The 25,328-nt window shown below is 71.2% G+C and carries 1 protein-coding gene (only partly in view); it reads left to right on the top strand.

What is annotated here, in order from left to right; genetic code table 11:
• On the top strand, positions 1-25,328 hold the 3' portion of the coding sequence (locus ACG00Y_RS26295) for an LEPR-XLL domain-containing protein (RefSeq protein WP_394484169.1). The gene continues 2,887 nt to the left of window position 1, outside the view; 25,328 of the gene's 28,215 nt are visible here — the last part of the coding sequence; the start codon falls outside the window, past its left edge; its stop codon occupies positions 25,326-25,328.

The raw sequence follows: 25,328 nt of genomic DNA, 5'->3' as shown, positions 1-25,328 counted from the left end.
CGCCCGACGGCCGCACGCTCACGCTGACCGTGCCCACGGGCTACGCCATGGCCAACGAGGTCGTGCGCTTCGGCACCGTCAAAGGCATCCTGGCAGACGGCACGCAAGACCCACAGCAACCAAACAACCCGCTCACCGCCGGCCTGGTCTTCGAGAGCCTGTACGGCTCGATCCCCAACAGCGTGCTCTTCAGTGCGTTGCAACTACCCGAGGCCTACATCGCGTCGACGTACCGCGGCACCGCCACAAGCTCGGTGTCGATCGGCGCCGACGCCTTCCTGCATGCCCGAGGCGATATCCATATTGCCGCCAAGGCCGACTCGAACGTCTCGTTCACGACCGTGGCGCTGCCGTTCGGTGCGAGCTACACCAGCTCCAAGGGCCAGGCCACCGTCGACATCGCCATGGGCGCCACGCTGGACGCCGACCGCAACGCGGTGCTGTACACCGAGGTCAACAACGGCATGACGAACTACGTCGTGGCCGATGCCAAGAAGGTCCCGACCCTGCCGCGCCTGGGCGTGGCCTTCGGCGTGGGCGAATCGGATTCCCTCGTCAAGGTGGGCAACAACGCCAGCATCACCGGCGACGCGGTGCAGATCCGCGCGGCCAATGTGCAGAACGAATTCGAGGTCGCCGTCGAGGGCAAGGGCAAGCGCACCCAGAGCGCGATCGTCGGCATGGCCGGCCTGGCCGCGAGCGAAAACCGCACCAACGCCACGGTGCAGATCGACGGCCTGGTGCGCAGCCGCGAAGCCGGTCGCTATGCCGATGAAGATGGCGGCGACCACGCCGGCCTCGACATCTCGGCCTTCTCCGAGCTGAAGGAGAACGACACCTTCGTGCTGTCGCTGGTCAAGCGGCCCGGCGGCTTCGGCGCCGGCGCAGCGGTGCATGCCCTCAGTGACAACAGCGCCACCGTCAACGTCGGCGGCACGGGCCGGCTGTGGAGCTCGGGCGACCTGGCGCTCTCGGCCCACGCGGTGGACAACCACCAGGCCTACGGCATCGCCACGCTGAGCGGTGCCGGCGTCGGCGTCGTCGGCACGCTGCTGCACACCGACTACGCCAACACGGCCACCGTGCGGGTGAACGACGGTGCCACGCTCGATGCGGCCGGCGCGCTGAACATCGAAGCCGACGCCGAGATTCCGACGCCCGTGCGCATCGGCTACTACCTCGGCAACCTGCAGTCGGCGCTGGACATCGACAAGCCCACGCTGACCGACCCCGACAACCCGTCCAGCGCCACCGACTCGACGAACCCGACGGCAGGCCTGCAGATCGCCGTCGACAACGGCGCCGTGGCGCTCGACAACGTCGCGGCGTGGGCGGCGGGCGCAGTGCCCGGCGTGGTGCAGGCGGTCATCGACCTGGTGCCCAAGCCCAAGCCCAATTACGTCGTGGCGCAGTTCCTGACGACCACCTACGCCGAAGCGCAGGGGCCGAAGGGCGCGTCCGGCTTGACCGGCACGGTGACCGACACGCAGGTCAGCAACACATCACGGGCGTCGATCGGCCAGAACGTGCGCATCAACCAGGACCCGGCGCTGCTCGCCGCCGCGAGCCAGGCGCTGCTGATCGCCGCGCGCACCAGCGTCGAGGCGATTCACGTCGCTGGCGGCCAAAAGGGCGTAGCGGGCGTGGGCGGGTCGCTGCTCGACCTCGGCTACAACGGCACGGCCGAGGCCTGGATCGAGGACGGCGCGCAGGTCAAGGCCGCCGGCGACATCGCCGTCACCGCGACCCAGTTCGACCAGTCGCTCACCGTGGCGCAGTCCTCCGGCAAGGGCACGACGCTGTCGGCGGCCGACATCACCGCCAGCCTCGACGGTGCACACACCACCCGAGCCTGGATCGAGGACAGCGCCCGCGTGGCCACCGGCGGCGATCTGGCCGTGAGCGCCGACCTGACGCAGCTCACGGTGCAGATCACCGGCGCGGTCCAGCGCGGCAAGACCGCCGGCGTCGGCGCCGCGACGGCCCTGACCGACAGCCACAACACCACCGAAGCCTTCATCGGCGATGCACTGACGCCGGCCGCCCTGCCGGCGCAACCGGGCCGCATCGACGTGGCGGGGGATGCCACCATCTCCGCGCTGGCCGAGCGGCAGGTCATCGGGCTTGCGGTGGCCGGCAGCGCCGGCAAAACCGTCTCCGCCGCCGGCGCCGTGGTCAGGAACACGGCGCAGGACGCGATGCGGGCGTCGGTCTCCGGCACCACCGTCGTCGTCGGCAACCCGGCGTCACCCGAGGGTGACCTCGTCATCGTCGCCTCGGGCAACAGCCAGGACTTCGCGCTGTCCGGCACCTTCGCCATGGGTGCCAAAGCCGTGGCCGGCATCAGCGGCGCCGTCGCGGTGAACAGCAGCCGCACGGTCGTCGACGCCTTCGTCGGCGGCACCGTGCGCGCCGGCACGGTTGGCGTCACGGCCGACTGGCAGGTTGAGCGCTATGCCGTCAGCGCCGGTGCGGGCGGTGGTGGCACCCTGAGCCTGACCGGCTCGGCCACCGGCAACGACGCCCAGACCCGCGTGTCGGCCAGCGTCGCCGACGGCGCCGACATCGTGACCGCCGGCGACCTCGTCGTCACCGCGCAAGGCCACAGCCGCACCGTGTCGGTGGCGGGCGCGGCGGGCTTTGGCATCAAGGCAGCAGCCGGCATCGGCGCGGCGACCGACGTCGAGACCCTCACCAGCGATGTGCAAGCCTGGATCGGTGACGCCACCGTCAACGTGGGCGGCAACCTGACGCTGAGCGCCGAGGCGCTGAACGACCTGACGAGCGTCAGCGCCAGCGCTGCGGTCTCGCGCGTGGCGGGCCTGTCGGGCGCGGTGGCCACGGTTGAGCTCGACACCACGGTCCTGGCCAATGTGCGCACGGGTGCCGACGTGCGCGTGGCCGGCAGCGCGCTGATCGAAGCCGCCGACCAAGCGCCGGCGCTGGTCGTCGCCGGCGGTGCCGCCTTTGGCCGGCAACTCGGCTTCGGTGCCTCGTCGGCGCGCCTGGACGCACGGCGCTCGGTGCTCGCCGGCATCGACGACGACGCCGAGCTGGATGCGTTAGCCCAGGGCACGGCGCCGCTGGACCGGGACGGCAAGCGCAGCCCCGGCGTGGCGGTGCTGGCACGCGCCAGCGACACGCGGGTGGTGGTCGCAGCGGCCGGCGCCCAGTCGCAAATGGCGGCCGTCGCGGCGTCGGCCGCGCTCGGCGGCATGGACAGCCGCGTGGACGCCCGCATCGGCGACGGCGCGAAGGTGAACCAGCGCGCGCAAGCCAGTGCAGCGGCGTCGCAGGGCGTGCTCGTCGATGCGCGGCACGACCTGGACACCACGGGCGCCGGCGGCGGCTTGGCGCTGGGCGGGCGCGTGGGCATCGGCGCGGCGCTGAATGCTGAGAGTTTCACGCTGCACACCGGCGCGGCTGTTGGCAGCGGCGCCGTGGTGACAGCGCGGGACGACATCACCGTCAGCGCCGCGCAGACGCTGGACATGACCAGCCTGAGCATCGCCGGCGCCGTGGCCTACAGCGGCTCGGGCACGGCGGTGGACGGCAGCGTGGGCCTGGTCTCGCTCACCCGCGACACCACTGCCAGCGTGGCCGCCGGCGCGGTACTGGCTGCTGGCGACGACGTGGTCATCGACGCCCGAGCCAAGCTCAACCTGATGCTGCTCGACGTCGGCGTGGCCGGCGGCAGCGGCACGGGCATCGGCGGCTCGGTGGGCGTGTTCAACCAAACCGCCAGCGTGCGCGCCACGGTGGGCGACGGTGCCAGCATCACTGCCGCCGGCGACGTGCTGGTGGCCGCCGACAACCAGCAGCGCCTGCTGGCACTGGCCGGCAGCCTGGCCATCGGCCTGCAGCAGGCCGGCATCGGCCTGTCGGCGATGACCCTGACGCAGGACCAGACTGTCGAAGCGCTGGTGGCGGCCGACGCCCTGATCGTGGCCGGTGGCGCCGGTGCCGCTGCCAGCGTGACTTCGGGCGCGGGCGATGCGCGCGTGACAGATGCGGCCTTCCACGGCTTCAGCCTCACCGCGACGCAGGCGCAGGACATCCTGGCCATCGCGGCCGGCGGCGCGCTCGGTGGCAAGGCCGGCGTGGCCGGTTCCGGCGCCACGCTGGTGCTGAACGAGACGGTCCGCGCCCAGGTCGGCGACGGCACGCGCATCAACCCGGCGGCCGACGGCGCCGCGGGCCAGGGCATCAATGTGTTCGCCGGCCACAGCAGCAAGCTGCTGGCCCTGGGCGGCGCCGTGGGCGTGGGGGGCAAGGCAGGGATCGGTGCGGGTGTCGGCATCGTGCAACTCACCAAGCGCACCGAGGCCACGCTGGGCGGTGACGCGCATGCGCAGGGCCATGTCCGCGTGCAGGCGCTTTCCAGCGAAGACGTGGCCGCTGCGGGCGGTGGCGCCGGAGCTGGCCAGACTGTGGGCATCGCCGGCGGTGCGGCCGTGACGCTGCTGGACCTGGGCACCGCGGCGCGCATCGCGGCCGGCGCCAGCGTGGACGCGGACGGCAGCGTCGTCGTCGCGGCCGACGACCGCAGCACGCTGGACGTGATCGGCGGCAGCCTGTCCGGCAGCGGCAGCGTCAGCATCGGCGGCGGCGCGGCCGTCAGCACGCTGACCAAGACGGTCAGCGCCGACATCGGCGCTGGCGCCAGCGTCGACGCCCGTGGCCAGAGTGCGCTCGACGTGCTGGCCGGCGTGTTCGGCCCCGCCACGGTCACACCCACCACGGCCAGCAATGTGCAGGTGGCGGCACCGGCCGGCACGGCAGGCCACAGCGGGGCCGACGACGCCTCGCTGAACGGCGCGCGAGGTGTCTCCAACCAGTTCACCAGCGGCTTCCGCGGCCTGTCGGTCACGGCGACCAACCGGGACGACATCGGCTCCTTCGGCGTCAGCGTCGGCGGCGCCGGCTCGGTGGCGGTGCAGCTGTCGGCCGCGGTGGCCATCGCGCAGGTCGATACCTCGGCCAGCATTGGCGCTAACGCCACTATCAACCGGCGTGGCAATGCCGCCGCCCATGCGGCGCAGGACGTGAACGTCGCGGCGGCGGCCGATTTCCACCAGCTCGGTGTTTCCGGTGCCGGTGGCATTGCGCGCACCGTGGCGGTGACGCCGTCGGCCGACGTCGTGACGCTAGCCGCCACCACCAGCGCCAGCATCGGCAGCGGTGCCGAGGTGGACGCGTTGCGCCACATCACGCTGCGTTCGAGCGCTGCTGAAGACGTGCTGGCCGTCTCGGTCGCGTTGGCCGGCAGCGGCGGCTTCGCGGGCGTGGCCGCGTCCGTCTCCGTGCTCGATATCCAGACCGCCACGCAGGCCAGGGTCGGCAACCAGGCCCGGCTGCATGCCGGCGGCAATGTGGTGGTGGACGCGCGCGACGACGCCGACCTCGACGTGATCAGCGGCTCGGCGGGCATTGGCGCCCAGGGCGGCGGCATCGGCGGCGGCGTGGGCGTGATGCTGGTGGACAAGCGCACGGAAGCCACCGTTGGCGCCAACGCCAGCGTCGATGCGCTGGCGCAGGCAAGCAGCGTGGCGGGCGTGCTGAACGGCGCGCAGAACGCCGCGACCGGCGAGTTCGGCAGCGACGCCCAGCGTGGGGTCGTGGTGCAGGCGCGGTCGACCGACAACCTGTTCGGCGTGTCCGCCAGCGCAGGCATCGGACAGTACGTGGGACTGGCCGGCGCCGTCACGGTGTCGGTGGTCGACAGCGACACCACGGCAGCGATCGCCGGCGGCGCCCGCATCAATACCGGCAGCAGCGACGAGAACGCCGCCCAGGCGGTGACCGTGGCGGCTGGCAACACGCTGCGGATGCGCACGGCCGACGGCGCGGTGGCCGGCTCCCCGCGCGGCAGCCTGGCCGGCGGCGCCGACGTCGTCATCGTGCGCAACGACACGCATGCCTTCATCGGCGACAGCAGCGCTGCCGCGCGCGGCGACGTGCAGGCACAGGGCGACGTGTCCGTGCATGCCATCGCCTTCAAGGACCTGCAAAGCCTGGTGGTCTCGGCCGGCATCGGCCAGGTCGGCCTGGGCGGGGCGGCCGCCGTCTACACGCTGGGCGGCAACTACAGCGACCGCTACAGCTTCGACGACAACGGCACGACACGCAGCGACAACGCGATGACCGGCAGCGACGGCTCGACGGCCAGCTCCGTCGATGCACAGACGCAACCGACACAACTGGTCGACGCACTCGGCCAGTACGGCGGGGTGGGCAGCTTCGCGGGCGGCAGCGTGGCCGGCGGCGCGATCACGCTGGCCGCCGACCCCGGCCTGCACACCGGCGACGCCGTCGTCTACCGCAAGGGCGCAGCGGGCAACACCGCCCTGCCCGGCCTGCAGGACGGCCGCAGCTACTACGCGATCGTGGATGCAGCCGACCCCACGCGCATCCAGCTCGCAGCCACGCGCGACGACGCGCTGGCAGGCCGGGCGCTGGCCCTTGCCGCAGGCAGCGGCAATGACCACAGCATCGCCACGGCCGCCGCCGACGCCACGCGCCGCGCCACGCTGGCTGCCGCGTCCCGCGTCAGCAGTGGCACCACCGACAGCCGCGTGGCCAGCGCCACCGGCGCGACCAGCCACACCAGTGCCGGGACGCAGGCCTTCATCGGCACCAACAACACGGTCACGGCCGGCGACACGATCACCGTCGAAGCCCGTGAAAGGCTGCAGCTGGAATTGGTCGTCGGTGCCGTCGGCATCGGCTCGGGGGCCTTCAGCGGCGGCATCGGTGCGTCCATCGCCATCGTGCAGAACCAGGCCGACGTGCGCGCCGAAGTGCGCGACGGCTCGCTGCTGTCGGCCGGCGGCGATGTGCTCGTGCGCAGCGACTACGCCAGCACCGTCGAAGGCCTGGTCACTGCGGGCGCCATCGGTGGCAATTTGGGCATCGGTGCGTCGGTGCTGGTCGTCAACGACAGCGCCACGTCGCAGGCCACATTCGCCGATGACACCGGCTTCGGCGGCGTGCGCGTGTCGCACGCCGACACAGTGACCCTCGATGCTCGCTATGACGCCGAAGTGCGCGCATCCACCGGCGCCCTGGCCGCGTCCTATGCCCTGTACAGCGGAGCCCTTGGTGCCTCGGTGACCGTGGTCGGGCTGGAGGGCGGCGCCGCGGCGCGGCTGGGCTCCGGCGCCCAGGTCGGCAGTGGCACAGGCGACGCAGTGAGCGGCCTGCAGGTGCTGGCGACGAGCGACAGCACCGTGGCCGGATATCCCGGCGTCGCCCCCATGGGCATCGCCATCGCTGTCGGCTCCCTGGGCGGCGTGGCGGCCGGCGTGGTGCTGGTCAACAACCACGTGGACACCCTGGCCAGCATCGGCGGCGATGCCGACATCGCGCTGAGCGGCGACCTGAGCGCACGCGCCGATTCGCGCGCCGGCATGGACGTGCAGGCCGATGGCGGCGCGCTGAGCTTGGGCATCGGCTTGGGCGCGGTGATCGCACGGGCGGAGCTCACCGGCGCCACAAGGGCCGAGATCCAGTCGCGCAGCAACGCCAGCAATGCCCGCATCCGCGCGCGCCACGTGACCCTCACGGCTGACGCGCACGACACCGACGCGAGTGTGAGCGCGGTCGGCGCCAGCGGCGGTGTGGCGGTCGCCGGCACCGGCGTCCATACCGCCTTGACGGTGGCGCCGGACGTGGCAGCCACCGTGGGCGAGCTGGTCGTTGTGACGGCGAGCGGCGATGTGGCGCTCAGCGCCGCGCACCGGGCGACGACCATCGAGTCCGAAGCACTGGGTGTCGGCGTCGCCGGTGGCGTGTCGGTGGCGGTGGCGCTGTCCGAAGCCTCGCTGGCATCGACGGTGGGCGCTGGCATCGGCGCTGCGGCGCAGGTCTCGGCGCAAGGTTCCGTTCGGGTGGACGCGGCAGGCAGCAGCGTCGCCCCGGTGCGCGCCGAGGCGCTGCCGTTCGCCGGCGCCGTGCTGGCCGCCGGCAGCGGCGCCAAAGCCACTGCCACGGCCGCGGGCCGTGTCGATGCCGGCATCGGCGCTGGCGCCAGCGTGCGCGGCGAGCAGGGCATCACCATCGAGGCCGATGGCGAGAACAAGGCGCATGCCGAAGGCTTCAGCGTGGCCGTCGGCCTGCTGGCCGGGGTGGGCGTTGTACTGACCGATGCGGTCGTCGACGGCAAGACGCTGGCCCACGTGGACGATGGCGCCGTGCTCGAAGGCGGCAACCTGCGCGTGCATGCGGTGGCGCAGGACAACGCCTTCTCGCTGAGCCGCGCGGCCAGCGGCGGCATCTTTGCCGGCCGGGGCGCCGACGCGACCGCGCAAGCCACCACGCGCATCGCTGCCACGCTGGGCGACGGCGTGCAGGTGAACGCCGGCAACGTCACCGTGCTGGCCGAGTACCTGCCCGAAGCCGACGCCAGCGCCAAGGGTTTTGGCGGTGGCGTGATCTCGGCAGGCGTTTCGGTGGCCGACAGCACCGTGTTCGCCCAGGTCGACGCGCGCATCGGCAAGGGCAGCGTCGTCAACGCCAACGGCGACGTGCGCGTGCAGGCCCTGCGCCAGACGACGGCCGCACAGCCGCCGGACCGGATCATCGCGACGGATGGCGTCGCCGACACGCTCACCTACGGCGACTTCGGCCTCGACGCCGGCGACGTGGTGCAGTACCAAGGCAGCCCGGCCATCGGCGGCCTGCAGAGCGGCCGCGACTACTACGTGCTGCGCGGCACGCCGGGCACCGCCGGTCGCCAGGTGCTGACGCTGGGCCTGTCCATCGACGGCCAGACGCGCACCACCACCTCGGGCAACCAGACCATCACGCACGGCCTGGACGCCGATGCCGATGTGCTGCGCTTCGCCGGCCCGCACCTGCTGCAGACCGGCGACGCGCTTGTCTACGACGGCAGCGACGGCACGGCCCTCTCGTTGCGCAATGCTGACGGCAGCGCCGCAGCCATCGCCACCGGCCAGACGCTGTATGTGCGGGTCATCGACGCGCGCAGCGTCAAGCTCTTCACGAGCCAGGCCGCAGCGGCCACCACGGCCGCCGCCAATGTGGACGGCAAGACCGCCGTCAACGCCGGCACCGACCGCATCACGCTGGCCGGGCATGGTTTCGTCAACGGCCAGGCCGTGACCTACCGCAACGGCGGCACGCAAGGCTTCAGCTCGGGCTTCATCGACCTGGCGCTCGACAGCGGCTTCATGCCAGTCACCCAGCCGGACGGCACGCTCGCGGCCGCCGACACCAACAGCATCTGGTTCGAGCAGGCGCACGGCTATGAGACAGGCCAGGCGGTGCGCTACCACAGTGACGGCGCGCCGCTGGCACTGACCGGCGGCGGCAGCCTGGTCGAAGGCGGCCTGTACTACGTGATCCGCCTGAGCGACCAGGCCCTGAAACTCGCCGCAACGCTGGCCGACGCCACCGCCGGCACGGCCCTGGCCATCGTGCCGGGCGCCGACAAGAACCTGGGCCATAGCCTGGCCGACCCCGGCATCGCCGGCCTTCAGAGCGGCCGCACCTACTACGTCACCGGCGTCGCCGGCAGCAGCTTCCAGCTGGCCGCCACTCCCGGCGGCACGGCCGTCGACATCGGCTGGTCGGCGGACCCGGCCGCCATCGCGCAAAAGCAATTCATCGGCACCGAAGGCCTGGACCTCAACACCTCGCAGGGCCAGCAGCGCCTGCGCATCGACATCGCCAGCGCCACCCTGACCGGCACGCAGCGCCTGCTGGGCGCCGGTGGCGTGCCTTTGGGTGACGTGTCGCCCCCGGCCGGCGACGGCCGCTCCTCCGCAGCCGCCAGCGCTTCGTCCGGCGGCCTGGTCACCGTGGACGTGGGCAGTGCCACCACCGTGGTGTCGCAGATCGTCCACGCCGACGTGGCGGGCACCATCACCGCCGGCGGCGACATGCTGGTGGAGTCCGACGGCGACAGCAACGCCAGCAGCACCATCACCAACAGCAGCGGCGGCGTCGTGGCCGTTAAGGTGTCCAGCGCATCGGTGATCGTCAGCAGTGAATCGAAGGCACTGCTGACCGGCAGCATCAACGCCGGCGGCAACGTCGCCGTGCTCGCCGACAACCACAGCACCCAAAGCAGCAGTGCACGGGCGCAGGGCGGCGGCTTCGTCGACGTGGCAGCGGCGGGTGCGCTGTCCGACTTCGCGCCCACCACGCTGGCCGGGCTGGGCAATGGCACCGTGCTGCGCGCCCAGGGCGGGCTGACGATGCTGGCCACCGTCGGCGCCGCACAGAAGGCGCAATCGGTCGTGATCTCGGGCGGCTTCGTCGCCAGTGCCGACGGCGACAGCCAGGCCACGCTGAACAGCTTTGGCACGCGGGTGCAGATCGGCAACGGCGCCGATGTCGAGGCGGGCACGGTCTCGCTGACGGCGCAGGGCAAGCCCGTGGCGTTGACGGCCACCACCACCACCACGGCCGGTGGCCTGGGCGTGAACAACCATGCCGATGCCACCGCGCAACTGGTGGACACCGCCACCGTGGACATCGCTGCGGGCGCTCGCCTTAGCGGGCTGCGCGGGGTGGACTTGCGTGCGGGCTATGACGCGGCCGACATCCGGGCCGTGGCCGACGCGAGCACCTATGCCTTGGGCGCAGGCACCTACGCCATCGCCAACGCCACGGCAGACAACGACGCCACGGTGAGCGCACACGAAGCCGCCCGCGTGACCGCGTCGCCCCGTGTTCCCGGCTCCGGGCTGCAGACCCCGGGCGGCTACGACGCACTGGCGCTGAACGTCGAGACCTTCGGCACCACCCAGCAACCCAAGGCCGAAGAGCATCGGACCGGCGCGCTGTTCGACGGTGGCACCAGCCAGGCGAACGCCTCCGAAAAAGCCAGCGGGCGCGTCGTTTGGGATGCCGACGTGGCGCTCTACATGGGCATCAGCCCCGACATCGTCATCGATGCCAGCGGCGCGGTAGCCAACCAGCCGGGCGGCCCGACCATAACCACCAGCGGCAACACGGTCAGCATCGGCGACATCGCCAACACGGGCGGCCTGCAAGCGCGCATGGCCGCCGATGAAATCGTCGACTCGCATGCCGGCTCAGTCGTCGGCACGGGGCCGACCTTCAGCGTGCGCGAGAACTTCGAATCGGTGCGCATCACCAACCTATCCGACAAGTCGCTGGCCATCGGCAACATCTCGACGCTCGGCTCGCAGACGCCGCGCATCGACCTGCTCGCCGCCACGGTGACGCTGGACTTCGACATTGCGCGCGAAGCCAATGGCAGCGACATCGTCATCGAGAACCTGGCGACCGCGGGTGCGCCCGACATCATCCTGACCGGCACCATCACCAACCCGCTGGGCAACACCACGCTGCGCAGCGTGGCCGGCGACATCGTGGCCCGCACCGACCGCGGCCAGGTGTTGAACGGCCGCGCGGCGCTGATCCAGACCCGTGGCCTGGTGCTGGAGGCACAGGCTGGCAGCATCGGTTTCGACAAGGACGCCACCGACCACGACCAGGACGGCGCCGCCGGCCGCAACCGCATCAGCGTGCACCTGGTGCGCTCGGACGCCACCCCGACCCGCCTCTCGGCACTGGCCGGTGGGGATGTGCAGCTCGACATCGGTGGACTTCTGCGCGACCCCACCGCCACCACAGCCGCATTCGACATCGACAGCGTGCAGGCCGGCCTGGCTGGCAGCGGCGGCGTCGACATCCTGCTGCAGTCGGCCCTGCGTGAGACGCCCGGCAATGGCCAGGCGGCCGGTCAGGTGATGGTGCGCACACCGCTGGACGCTGCCAACCCTGGCGACGCGGCGGGTGACCTTTATGCCGGCCACTTCCGCCCCGACGTGCCGCTCGGCACGTCGGCCGGCAACCCCTACTACGGCAGCGCCCCGGTCAACATCGCCGGCGCCTACGTGTTCGCAGGCGGCACCGTCGTGGCAGCTCCGCTGGCCATGCGCGGCGCTTTCGCCACGATGGCGGCTGCGGCCGCTGCCGAAGAGATCGGCATCGTGGCAGCGGGCACCGGCTCGGTCCGCATGACGTCAGCCAACGCGGCAAGCACCGACCCGGCACAGCAAGTCAGTGTGGCGGCCACGCTGGACATCACCGGCACGGGCTCGCTGTGGGCCGACGTGAGCGGTGCGCTCGACGTCACCGAGACCACTGGCGACCTTCTCATCGACCGCGTGCGCGTCCGCCATGGCGACGCCCGCCTGGCCAGCCGCGAGGGCTCGATCCGCGACATCCACGACGCCGCGGCCGACCCCGGCAACACGGCCTGGGTCATCGCCAACAACGTGAGGCTCCAAGCGCTGGCCGGCAGCATCGGCAGCGCCGACGACGCCCTCGAGATCGACTCCGCAGCGCAAGGGCCAGGGGCCCTGTGGGCTGCCGCAGACGGCAGCGTCTTCCTGCGCGAAACAGCGGGCGACCTGTCGCTGGACGGCGTGGTCTCACGCAGCGGCGACGTGGCGCTGGTCACGCTGTCGGGCGCCGTCCTCGACGCCTTCGGCGACCTGTCGGCCGACATCCAGGCCGCCCGCATCGACATCAACACCACCGGCGGCGGCGTCGGCGACGCCGACCACACCGTGGACATCGACGGAGCCGGCACCGGCCAGCAGCAAAACCCGCTGCAGCTGGACGACGCGGTCCCGGCCACCGGCCACCTGGTGGTGAACGCCACCGGCAGCATCTACCTGCAAGGCATCGACGGCACGCTGAACCTGCTGCGCGCGGTGGCACAGAGCGGCGAGATCCACATCTCCACCCACGACAGTGCGCGCACGGGCGAGAGCATCGCCTTGCTTGCGGGCGGCCCGACCGTCTACGGCGCCTTGTTGAGCCAGGCCCTGGTACAGGCCCCGGGCACGGTCGAGCTGCGCGCCGGCGACGACATCGACGTGATCGCGGGCAGCCTGCTGGCCAGCGGCACGGCGGTGCAACTGCGCGTGGACCAGGTCGACGGCGCTGACGCCGTGGGCGGCACCATCGATCTGCGTGGCACGGTGAGCGCCCCGGCATTGCTGCTCGAAGGCGGCGCGCAGGTCGACTTCCTGCAGTTGAACGACCCGAACGGCAGCAATGCCGGCGGCACGACCACGGTGCGCGGCAATGGCGGCGACGACCGCGTGTTCGCGCGCGCCGTCGGCGGCACGACCGTGCTCGAAGGCAACGACGGCGCGGACCGCTTCTTCCTGTCCAGCAACGCCAGCAAGTCCTTGTTCATGGGCCAGGGCTTCTATGACGATGGCGCGGGCGATGCGCCGCTGGCGCTGCTGACCGGCACGCTGGACAAGCTGGGCGGCATCACCGTGCGCACCGGGGCCGGCGGCACGGGCGGCACGGTCGACGGCATCTACCTGAGCGCCGATGCGGCCACCGCAGCCCTGAACGGGCAGATCGCGACGGGCGCGATCACCGGCCTGGGCATCGCCGCCGGCAAGAGCATCGGCTTCAATGCGGACATCGGCGCGGCCGTGTATGTCGAGCTTGGCGGTTTCAACGACACGCTGAGGTTGAAGGAGCTCTCGTCCACGCTGTTCGCCAGCGTGCTGGGCGGCGCCGGGGATGACACGCTGAACGTCTATGACGACAGCAACTCCGTCGGCGGCATTGCCGGCATCGTGGCCTTCCAGGGCCAGGCCGGCAGCGACACGCTGAACGTGCGCGGCGACGCCTCCACAGTGGCCGGTCAGCTCAGCGCGATTGCCATCACCGGCATGGGCATGGGCAGCAACCAGCAAGTGGCCGTGCACAACACCAACTTCGGCGCCGGCTACGACCTCACGAACGCCAACTGGCCGGGAGCGATCTACTACGGCAAGCGCACGCTGGATGCGCAGGCGAACTCCACCGTCACCAGCGACGTGGAAGCCGTGAACGTGCAGCTCGGCAACGGCAACGACCGCTTCAACGTGGACAGCAGCTACGCCTACGGCGTGACGACCATCCGGGGTGGCAATGGCGTGGACACGATCACCCTGGGCAGCACCACGACCGGCCTGTTCCCGGCCGCGCTGCACCGCGTGGACTACCTGGCGGGCACCGTGCATGTGGACGGCCAGGCCGGTGCGGACCTGATCGTGTTCGACGACTCCGGCGACGACAACGCGAATGCCGGCGCCTGGACCGGCAACACCGTCAGCGGCCTGGACATGCTCGGCCAGGTGGTGATCGACACCCAGGACGATGTGCAGGTGCGGCTGGGCCAGGGCGCGGACAGCTTCTCGGTGCAGTCGCTCGCCGCAGGCCTGCAGCTCGCGCTCGACACCGGCGGCGGCAAGGACCGCGTGGACGTGGGCAGTGCCGCCGGTCAGGGCGGCGCGGGCAACCTGGCCGGCATCCAGGGCCGGCTGTCGATCGACGGCAGCGGCCCCGAGGCGCAGGACGAGCTCTGGTTCAACGACCAGGCCACCACGACGGGCCAGCAATGGACCGTCAGCAACCAGCTCGACGCGGCCTTGACCGACCTGGGCGGCATCCCCTGGCGCTTCGACACCACCACGGTCCAGCGCAGCGGCGCCGGCACCGTCACCTACCGGCGCATGGAAAACGTCGTGCTCAACGCTGGCAGCGGCGACGACACCATCGACCTGCACGGCACGCAGCGCGAGCAGTCGCCGCTGGGCAGCAATTCGACCTTCGTCGTCAATGCCGGCGGCGGTGACGACCGCGTGAACATCGGCGCACCGGCAGCCGGCGGCGGCTTCTCGCTGTCGGGCTTCCTGATCGACACGAACAGTGCGCACACGGCAGACGGCCCGCGCGGCATCCCGGTCACGGTCAACGGCCAGGCGGGCATCGACCGGGTGCAGTACTTCGACACGGCAACCACCGCCGCCACCAACCTCGCCATCAGCGCCAGCGGCCAGGTCGTGCTGAGCCGCGGTGGCGTAATCGATCCGCTGAACGTGAACACCAGCGCCATCGAGAACGTGGCCGTCTCGCTCGGCAGTGGCGACGATGTCGTGCAACTCTTCAGCGAGGCCTATGGCTTCGACGTCACGGTCTACGGTGGCGCGGGCAAGGAAACCTTCAACATCGCCCATGGCTTCGACAACCGCGGCCATACCGCCACGCTGAACGGCGAGGACGGCGACGACCTGTTCTTTGCGGACTTCGAAAAAGGCGTGCCCAGCGGCACTGCCCACCTCGTGTTCAACGGTGGCAGCCACGGCGCCCAGGGCGACACCTTGCGCGTGGCTGGCGATGGCCTGGCCGCAGGCAGCTACACACCCAGCAGCACCGAGGCCCGTGCCGGCACCGTGCTGGTGGGCGGCAACCGGATCGCGTTCTCGGGCGTCGAGCCGTTGGTGGCGCACGGCCTGTCCAGCTTCAACGTCCTCACGCCGACCGATGCGGCCGCCGATCTGGTGGTCGACAGCCTCAACGTGGCCGACCTCAACCTCAGCAACCTCGTCCTGCACACGCTGACGGTGGACGGTGTGGTCAGCTGGGCGCGCCAGACCGTCATGGGGCAGTACACCGCCGCCGACACCCGCCATGCCGGCAAGGTGGTGGCCCTCAGCAGCGACGGCAACACGATGGCCATCGCCGCCGAGCTGAAAGACGATGTCACGGCTGGCGTGGTCTATGTCTACGGCTGGAACGGCAGCGGATGGGTCGAACAGGCCAAGCTGTACGCACCGGACCTGCGCGACGGCGGCGGCCAGGGCTTCGGCTCGGCGCTGGCCATCGACGACAACACGCTGGTCGTGGGTGCCGCAGCCGACGACAGCGGCGGCAGCGACGCGGGCGCAGCGTATGTGTTCGTACGCAACGGCACGGCCTGGAGCTTGCAGGCCCGCCTGCTGGCCAGCGACGGCACGGCCGGCGCCACCTTTGGCCAGAGCGTGGACGTGAGCGGCGGCAGCATCGTCGTCGGCGCGGCCGGCGGCGCGGCAGCGCGTGACGCAGCCTACGTCTTCACGCGCAGCACCGCCCCCACCGGTGCCGTCGTGTGGACGCAGCAGCAGCGCATCGCCGTCGGCGGCACCGTCAACGCCAACTTCGGCGCGGCCGTGAGCCTGTCCGGCAACGTCCTGGCCATCGGCTCGCCGCAGACCAGCAGCGGCGGCAGCGTCAGCCTCTACACCCGCAGCGGCAGCACCTGGAGCGCCACCGGCACGCTCGCGCCATCGAACGCCAACGCCGGCGAAGCCTATGGCGCGGTGATCGACATGGACGCCACGCGTGTGGTTGTCGGCGCGCCGCTGTGGGACAACCCCGCGACCAGTGGCGTGCGCGTCGATCAGGGCCGTGCCTTCGTCTACCAGCTGACGAACAGCGCCTGGACACTCGCCGCCCGCCTGACCGCCGACGGCGGTCTGAGCGAGGCAGAAGCCGCCGCCAACGGCCGGGCCGGCGACCGGTTCGGCGCCAGCGTGGCCCTGTCGGGCAACTACGTCGCGGTGGGCACGCCCGGCTACGACAGCGGCACGGTGCTGGACGCCGGCGCGGCCTACGTCTTCATGCAACTGCCCGACCAGGGCAGCGGCAACGGCGCGAGCTGGGTTCGCACCACCAGCGACGCCACCGGCGGCCGCCTGGGCGCGGCCACACCGGCCGGCGCCTCGGCCAACATCGCCGCGCCCTACAACCAGGCCGACAGCTTCGGCGGCAGCGTGGCCCTGGCCGGCAGCCGGCTGGTGGTCGGCATGCCGGGCCACAACGACGTCAGCGGCACGACGCTGCTGCGGCCCGACGTGGGCGGTGTTCGCACGTTCTCGACCAATGGCGTCATCCCTGCGGCAACGAACGCGTCGATGTGGGCAGACGGCCTGTCCGCCTCCAGCGCCTCCGCAGCCGCCTCGACTTACGGTGCTGCCACCCACTACGACGCCGCCTCGCGCAGCCTCTTTGTCAGCGACGCCAACGCCCGCACCGTCTACGTCTACATCAACGAGGGCCTGTCCTGGCGCCTGGCGCAGACGATCACCCGCACGACGGCGGACGGGCTGGGTTTTGGCGCCGACATCGACGTCGACGGCGGCTGGATGATCATCGGCGCGCCGCAGAGCGACCGCGTTTTCATGTACCGGCGCGACGCCAACGGCGAGACCTGGACCTTCCATGAAGCCCTCGCACCCAACCAGGGCGGCATCCGCTGGGGCGAATCCGTCGCCATCTCGGGCAACCGCGTGGTGGTCGGCATGCCGGGCGCCAGCGCCAGCTACCAGTCGGCCGGCCAGGCGGATGCGTCCTACTCGCTGCAGCTCGGCGCGGCCGGTGGCGCGTTCACCTACCTGTTCAACGGCAGCACCTGGGCTGCGGACAAGCTGCTGATGCCCAACGATGCGGCACTGCCGGATGACACCTCCTACGAACGTGCCGTGGTCAAGGCCGGCACCGTGACCACCTCGGGCGGCCCCTTCACCACGCACAACAGCAGCGTGACGACCTACACCGGCGCCACCGTCAGAACGTCTGACATCCCCTTCGGCGTCAGCGGGACCATTGGCGCCCGTGTCGTCATGGCCTTCGCAGACGTGTCCGTGCCCGGCGATGGCGACACCGACGGCGGCAAGTACATCGGCAGCGGCCTGGTCTACAACAACGGCGCTGGCGACCTGACGATCAACTACACCCTGAGCACCCGCGGCCAGGACACCACCAGGAACAACGGCACGACGCTCACCACCGCCACGGGCACCCTGAACTACCGGTTGCCCAACCAGTTTCTCAACAACGTCGACAAGGTCTTCGTGGGCACCGACGTGGGGCCTTTCTGGGTCGAGATCATCGACAACGGCAACACGCAGCGATACACGAACCAGATGCAGATCGCGTTCAACACGGACACGGTCGACAAGAACATCACCGCGCTGCGCATCGCTCCGCGCACGGTCGTCATGATCTCTGACACCGAGGACATCGAATGGGTCAACGCGTTCGTCTACACCAATGACACCGACCAGGTCCGGTACGTCACGGTGCCGGGTGACGAGGACGGCAACACCGATTTCGATCGCGTCTACGTGGCCAGCACGCGCCCGATCCCGGGCACCGAGATCGTCCGGCCCACCTATGCGGGCCTGAACAATGCGCAGTGGGGCTCCGCGGTCGACATCGTCGGCGACAAGGCGGTGCTGGGTGCTTCCGGCATCTCCCGCACCGTGGCCTATGACCTGAGCGCGACCGACTACACGCACTGGACCGCCACCGTCGGCGGCATCACCGACAACCCGCTGCGCCCGGTGCAGACCTTCGACGCCAGCGCTGGCCAGGGCACCGAGCTGATCAGCAGTGCCACCCAGATGTTCACCATCGGCGGTGCGGGCAGCACGCTGCTGCCGTACACCCGCGCCAGCACCGGCAGCGCCTGGGCGGCTGGCGCGGCGGTCACGAATCCAGCGGGCGGCACCGCCTTCAACGGCGGCAACGAGGTGCTGGACCTGGCCGGCAACCGCCTGCTCGTCGGTCAGCCCAGTGGGTCGGGATCGATGGCGCTGTACAGCAGCGCGGGTGCCTACCTCGGCCTGAACCTGACCGCCTCCACCTTTGACACGGTCAGCAACACCATGCGGGCCGACACGAACCCGACGCTGAAGTTCGGCGCCGGCGCGCAGATCATCAGCGAAGGCTTCTATGTGGCGGGCACCGCCAACACCGACGGCGCGGTCAACAAGCTGTATGGCTTCCGCCAGCGCGGCACGGGTTGGGCGGCTGTCGGCGCCGAGCTGACGCCGGCCGCCGTGGCCCAGGCCAAGGCGGGCGTCGCGGTGGCCATCGATGGCGATACCGCCGTCGTCGGCGCACGCGACTTTGACAACCGCGGCGCGGTGTTCGTCTACCAGGCCAACGCCAGCGGCCAGTGGTCACCCAGCGCGCTGATCCAGGCCGGCGATGGCGTGACGGGCGACCGTTTCGGCGGGGCGCTGGCCATCTCGGGCGACAGCCTGGTCGTCGGCGCAGCCGACAAAGCCGGCGGCGCGGGCGCGGTGTATTTCTATCAGCGCCTGGGCAGTGGCTGGACGCTGAAGACGCAGGCCACCGGCGCTGCCGGCGCACGCCTGGGCACCGCGGTGGATGTGTTCGGCCCAACGGCCGTGGCGGGTGCTGCGGGCAGCAACCAGGCCGTCGTCTACAACTTCAACGGCCTGACCTGGACGGCGGGCCAGACGCTCACGGGCAGCGGCACGCTGGCTGGCGGCTTCGGCAGTGCCGTCGCCATCGACCAGACCACCCTGCTCGTGGGCGCACCCACGGCCAACGCCAGCCGGGGCGCCGTCGGCGCCTATGCGCTCAGCGGCACCACCTGGGCATTGCAGCAGACGCTGACAGCCGGTGCGGTCGGTGCCGCCGGCGACCGCTTTGGCGCCGCCGTGGACGCCAGCGCTGGCGTGCTGGTGGTGGGCACGCCCGGCGCCAGCGGCGGCCGCGGCGCGATCTACAGCTGGGAGCGCGCATCCAGCGGGGTGTGGCAGAACCAGCGAGCCATCACGCTGCCCAGCGCGGCGGCCGGCGACCAGTTAGGTGCCGCCGTCGCACTGGATGACGGCCTGCTGCTGGCGGGTGCATGGGGCCGCGACATCGGCGGCGTCGTCGACCGCGGCGCCGCCTACAGCTACCGCCTCGCCAGCATCGGCTGGGTGCTCGAGACGCCCGTCGATGCCATCTACCCGACCGACAGCGCCCAGGGCGACATGGTGGGCTATTCGGTGGCGCTGTCCGGCCAGCAGGCGTTCATCGGCGCGCCGCAATTGCAGGGCCGCCCGGGCACGGCCACCGACACCGACGGCGCGGGCTATGCCTTCGAGCGCTCGATGTCGGCGCCGACCACGGTCACCATCATCGAGAACCAGACCGCCCGCATCGCCGGCGCCAAGGCCAACACGCTCAGTGGCAGCGTGGGCGGCCGGGCGCTTGCTGACCTGCGCTTCTTCGACATCGGCAGCGTCGCCATCACCACTGGCGCGCTCGACGACAAGATCACCGTGACGGCCCCCGGCATCACCGCCTACGGCCTGCGCAACCTCAGCTTGTCCACCGGCGCAGGCAACGACAGCGTCACGCTCCTCACCGACCAGCTCACGCCGACGGCGGTCGGCAGCTTCGTGCCCGGGCCGGGCACCCCGACCACCTACACGCAGGTGCAGGGCCGCTTCCTGATCGACGGTGGGGCCGGCACCAACACCCTGGCTGCCAGCTTCGACACCGACTGGACACTGGACAGCGCACTGCTGCTGGCCGGCAACGGTGAACAGGCCGTGCTGTCCGGCTTCACGCAGGCCCAGATCACTGGCGGCGCGGGCGTGAACCAGATCGCCGTGCGGCGCTGGACGGGCCAGGCCGTGCTGAACGGCGGCGCCGGCTCCGACAGCTTCGAGATCGACGCCGCGGCCTTCGACGCCGTGCGCCTGGCCGACGCCGGTGGCACGCTCGACCGGCTCACCGTGAACGGCACCGCCGGTGCCGACGTGTTCACGGTCAACAACGCGGTGCTGCAGATGGGCACCGCCGTTTTGAACTACGCCGGCATGGAGGTGTTGTCGATTGCCGGCCTGGCCGGCACCGACCAGATGACCGTCTACGACAGCAGCGCCCAGCGCGTGCTGCTGGACGGCGGCGCCAACAGCGACATCTACCGCGTGCTGGCTGGCACCGGCGCTGCCCGCGTGGTGCTTCAGGACAGCGGCGCCCTGCCGTTCTACGAGAACAGCATGCGCCAGAACGTCGACACGCTGGAGGTGCCGCCGGGCACGCCAGGCGGCACGCTGTTCTTCACCGTGGGCAGCAAGCGCGTCGACTTCGACGCCAGCATCGAAGTGTTCGCTGCGCCGACAGTGGCCAACCCGGTCGGCGTCTGGAACCTCGGTACGGGCAATGACACCGTGACCATCAACGGCAGCACCTTGAGCATCCGCGTGAACGGCGGCGCAACGCAGAGCACCGACCTGCGCGGCTACACCCAGCTCACGTTCAATGGCGGCGCCGGCAACGACAGCTTCAACCTGGTCGACGTGCCCGACTGGATCACCGCGCTCACGATCCGCGGCGAAGGCGGCACCGACACGCTCAGCGGCGGCGCCCTGTGGCGCTTCACCGGCGCTGGCAGCGGCAGCGTCAGCGCGGCCGACGGCACGACCGACCTGGCCAGCTTCGACGGCATCGAGAACGCCACCGCCAGCGGCGCGAACCAGCAGTTCAGGTTCACGACCGCCACGGCATCGCTGGCCGGCACGGCAACCGGCAGCGCGAACGCCGGTGGGGCGGCAGCGCTGGACTTCAGCGCCCGCAGCGCGGCGGTTGCGGTCACGCTGACCGGCGCCAACGCGGGCACCGTGGCCGGTGTGGTCGGCGCCTTTGCCGGCATCGGCAGCCTGACCGGCTCTGCGGCTGGCGACACGCTCACCGCCGCCAACAGCGCCCATGTGTGGACGATCAACGGCACCAACGCTGGCCAGCTCGACGCCAGCCTGGCCTTCGCAGGCATAGAGACCCTGGTCGGCAACGCCCAGGCCGACACCTTCGCCTTCACAGGCGCGGGCCGCATCACGGGCGCCGTGCAAGGTGGCGCGGGCAGCAACCTGCTGACCTGGACGCTGGGCGACGCGAACGACACGGTGACCTTGACGGCCACCGGCATGGCCAGCGGCAGCTTCACGCCGGTCGCCACCTTCAGCGGCATCGGCGAGTTGCGCGTCGACACCGGCGGCGGCGGCGACACGGTCACCCTGTCCGACGGCGGCGCTGCAGCCCCGGTGCTGGTGCTGAACACGGGCACGGGCGACGACACCGTCCGGGTGCTGAACTTCGGTGCACGCACGCTCGACCTGAGGGCCGCCGCAGGCGGCGAGGCGGACACACTGGTCGTCACGGCCGGCAACTCGGGCAGCCTGCTGGGCGGGGCATCGAACGCCACGGTGCGCACGCAAGACGGCCTGGCCCAGGTGCGCTACGCCGGCGTCGACACGCTGGACCTGCGCGGCGGCGTGCGCGATGAGCTGATCACGATCGACCTGCCGACGCTGGGTGTCAGCCACCTGCGCGCCGATGGCGGCGGCGGCAGCAACACGTTGAACGTCGACCTGAACGACGCCGACAACCAGCTTGCGCTGACCGGCAGCCTGTTGACGGCCGACGGCACGGGCCTCGCCTACGCCGCCTTCGCGCAACTGAACCTGCGCACCCTCGGCGGCGCCGACACCGTGACCGTGCAGGGCACGCACATCGGCGCCACGAGCATCGACACCGGCGCGGCCGACGACAAGGTCCAGGTGCAAGGCAGCAGCGGCACGTTGAACGTGTCCACCGGCGCCGACAACGACAGGCTGCAGGTCAGCGCCATCGGTGCGGCACTGAACCTGCTCGGCGGCGCCGGAGACGATCAGTTCACGTTGGGGAACGTCGACACCGGGCTGTCCGGCCTGTCAGCGGCCGTGACGCTGGGCGGCGATGCCGGTGTCGACACCCTCGACCTGCTGGCCGGCGACATCATCGCCACGGCCCGCACGGGGGCGTTGAGCGCCACGGGCCTGACCGGCCTGGGCCTGGGCGCAACGCTTGGGTTCGCCACGCTGGAACAACTCCATCTGCACCTGGGCGACGGCAGCGACACGCTGGACGTGACCGCGACCCATGCCGGCACCACCCGCATCTGGGCCGGCGCTGGGGCCGACACCGTGCGCGTGCTGGGCAGCGACGGTGCACTGGATGTGCAAGGCGGTGCGGGTGCAGACCGCATTGCGCTGCAGGCCAACAGCGGCGCCGTGGTCATCGCCGGTGGTGAAGGCAACGACCTCATCACGCTGGGCCGGCCGGGCAGCGGCGGTGCCACGCTGGCCGGGCTCGCTGGGCAGATCCGCGTGCAGGGCGACGCCGACGAGGACACGCTGGTGCTGGACAACAGCGCCAGCCTGGGGACCACCGACGGCGTCGTCGGTGCGGGCGCGATCAGCGGTTTCGGCATGGCGCAGGGCGTGGTGGCCTATGGCACCACGGAATCGCTTCAGTTGAAGCTGGGCAGTGGTGCAGACAGCGTCGACATCACGGGCACCCGCGCCGACCAGACGGTCATCGACACCGGCGGCGGCGACGACATCGTCACGCTGCAGGCTGCCAATGCCGCAGCGCTGACGATCGCCGGTGGCGCCGGAAACGACGCCATCCGCGTGCGCGCCTCGCAGGCCGACCTGGTGGTCGACGGCGGGCTCGGCAACGACCTCGTCCAGCTCGGCAGCCTGGCGCCGGCCCTGTCTGGCAGCCTGGCCAGCGGCATCGCCGGCCTGGTCACGGTGCACGGCGGCGCCGAGCGCGACACGCTGCGCGTGGACGACACCGGCAGCGCCGAGCCCCGGCCCGCCACCGTCACCGCCAACACCATCACCGGCCTGGGCATGGCGCGCGGTGTGGTCTACGACGGCGTTGAGCTGGTGATCGCCGCCCCGATCGCACAGAGCCCGAATCGCAGCTGGGAGCTTTCTGCGGGGGACGACACCGTCACGCTGACAGGCAGCTCACTGAGCATCCAGTACGGCGCCACCGGGCTGACAGAGACCGTCGATCTGACCGGCTACACGCAGCTGACCTTCCATGGCGGCGACGGCAACGACCGCTTCACGCTGAACGACCTGCCGGACTGGATCACCGGCATCGAGATCCATGGCGATGCTGGCAACGACAGCATCGTCGGCGGCTCACACTGGGAGTTCGAGGGCATCGGCCTTGGGCAGGTCAGCGATGGCGGTGGTGACGAAGAGGACGGCGCCACCGTTGCCTTCGACGGCATCGAAAACGCCACCGCCACGGGCGCCGATCAGCAGTTCCGCTTCGTCAACGATGCGGCCGCGCTGACCGGCATGGCCAGCGGGGGCGGCCAGGCGACGCTGGACTTCGGAGCGCGCCAGGCTTTTGTGACCATGACGCTGGAGGCCGCCGACGCTGGGACGGTCGCCGGCGTGGTGGGCAGCTTTGCCGGCATCGGCCGGGTCGTCGGCACGGCGGCGGTCGACACGTTGACGGCGTCCAACGCCGACCATGTGTGGACGCTGGCCGGCACCGATGCAGGCGATATCGACGGCCGGCTGCAGTTCAGTGGCTTTGAGCGGCTGGCAGGCGGCAGCCGCAATGACAGCTTCCTGTTCGACGGCAGCGACCGCGTCACCGGGTGGGTGATCGGTGGAGCCGGCGACGACGTGCTGTCGTGGACGCTCGGCGACACGGCGGACGACGTGACACTGGACGCTGCGGCGATGCGCAACGGCGGCTTCGTGCCGGTCGCCTCATTCGGCGGCATCGACACGCTGCGAGTGAACACCGGTGCCGGCAACGACACGGTGACCGTGCGCGGCACGCTGACCGGTCAGACCGAGATCGACACCGGCGCTGGCGCCGACCAGGTGACCGTGACGGGCACGGGCGGTTCCGTGCGCCTGGCCACCGGCAGCGAAGCCGACACCGTCAACGTGAGCGCCACCAGCGGCGCATTGGTGATCCATGCCGGAACCGGAGACGACGTCATCAACCTCGGCACGCCGGCACAGGGCACGTCGGGTCGGCTGAATGCCATCGCCGGCAAGGTGACGGTGGAAGGTGGCTCGGGCAGCGACCTCCTCTACCTCAACGACACCGGGAACACAGCGGCTTCGGCCGGCACGATCAGCAGCGGCAGCGTGACCGGCTTCGGCATGGCCCAGGGCGTCGCCTATGCCGGGCTGGACACCGTCAGCGTGAAGCTCGGCAGAGGCAACGACCTCGCCACGGTCACGGGCACCCACGCCGGTCTGACCTTGCTGGACAGCGGCGATGGCGACGACCGCCTGTCCGTCACCGCCGCGAATGCTGGCGAACTGCGCATCAGCGCCGGCGCAGGCAACGACTGGGTGACCGTGCGTGCCTCCCATGCGCCACTCACGATCAGCGGCGGGCTTGGCAACGACATCATCAGCTTGGGCAGTGCGGCGCCCGGCCTCGGCGGCCGCGCCAGCACGCTGGCGGGGCCCATCACCGTGACCGGCGACGGCGGTATCGACCTGCTGCACGTGGACGATTCGGGCAGCCCGACGCGCACACCGTTCCGTATCGGCAGCAACACGATTACCGGGCTCGGCATGGCACGCGGCATCAGCTTCGGCAGCGTCGAATTGGTGGTCGTGACAACACCGCTGCCAGGCTTCCCGTGGCCCTTCGGCAACTGGGGCTCCGCGCCAGTCGGTGGTCACGACGCCCAGGACGGGCACACCGACAAGATCGGTGGGTCCAGCGCCGGGACCAAAGCCTCAGGTGACTGGCTCGAGAATTTCCTGAACCCGCTCCTGACGTCGTCCAGCACGCAAGCCGGCGGCCAGAAGCCGACCCCCACCGTCCCCACCCGCGTGCCGGCCCAGGCCGACACTACCTGCACTTGA

Origin of the sequence: Pelomonas parva, from assembly GCF_043555835.1 — a bacterium.
Classification (GTDB): Bacteria; Pseudomonadota; Gammaproteobacteria; order Burkholderiales; family Burkholderiaceae_C; genus Pelomonas; species Pelomonas parva.
The sequence above is the reverse complement of the archived record's forward strand: the minus strand, read 5'-3'. Positions and strand labels throughout refer to the sequence as shown.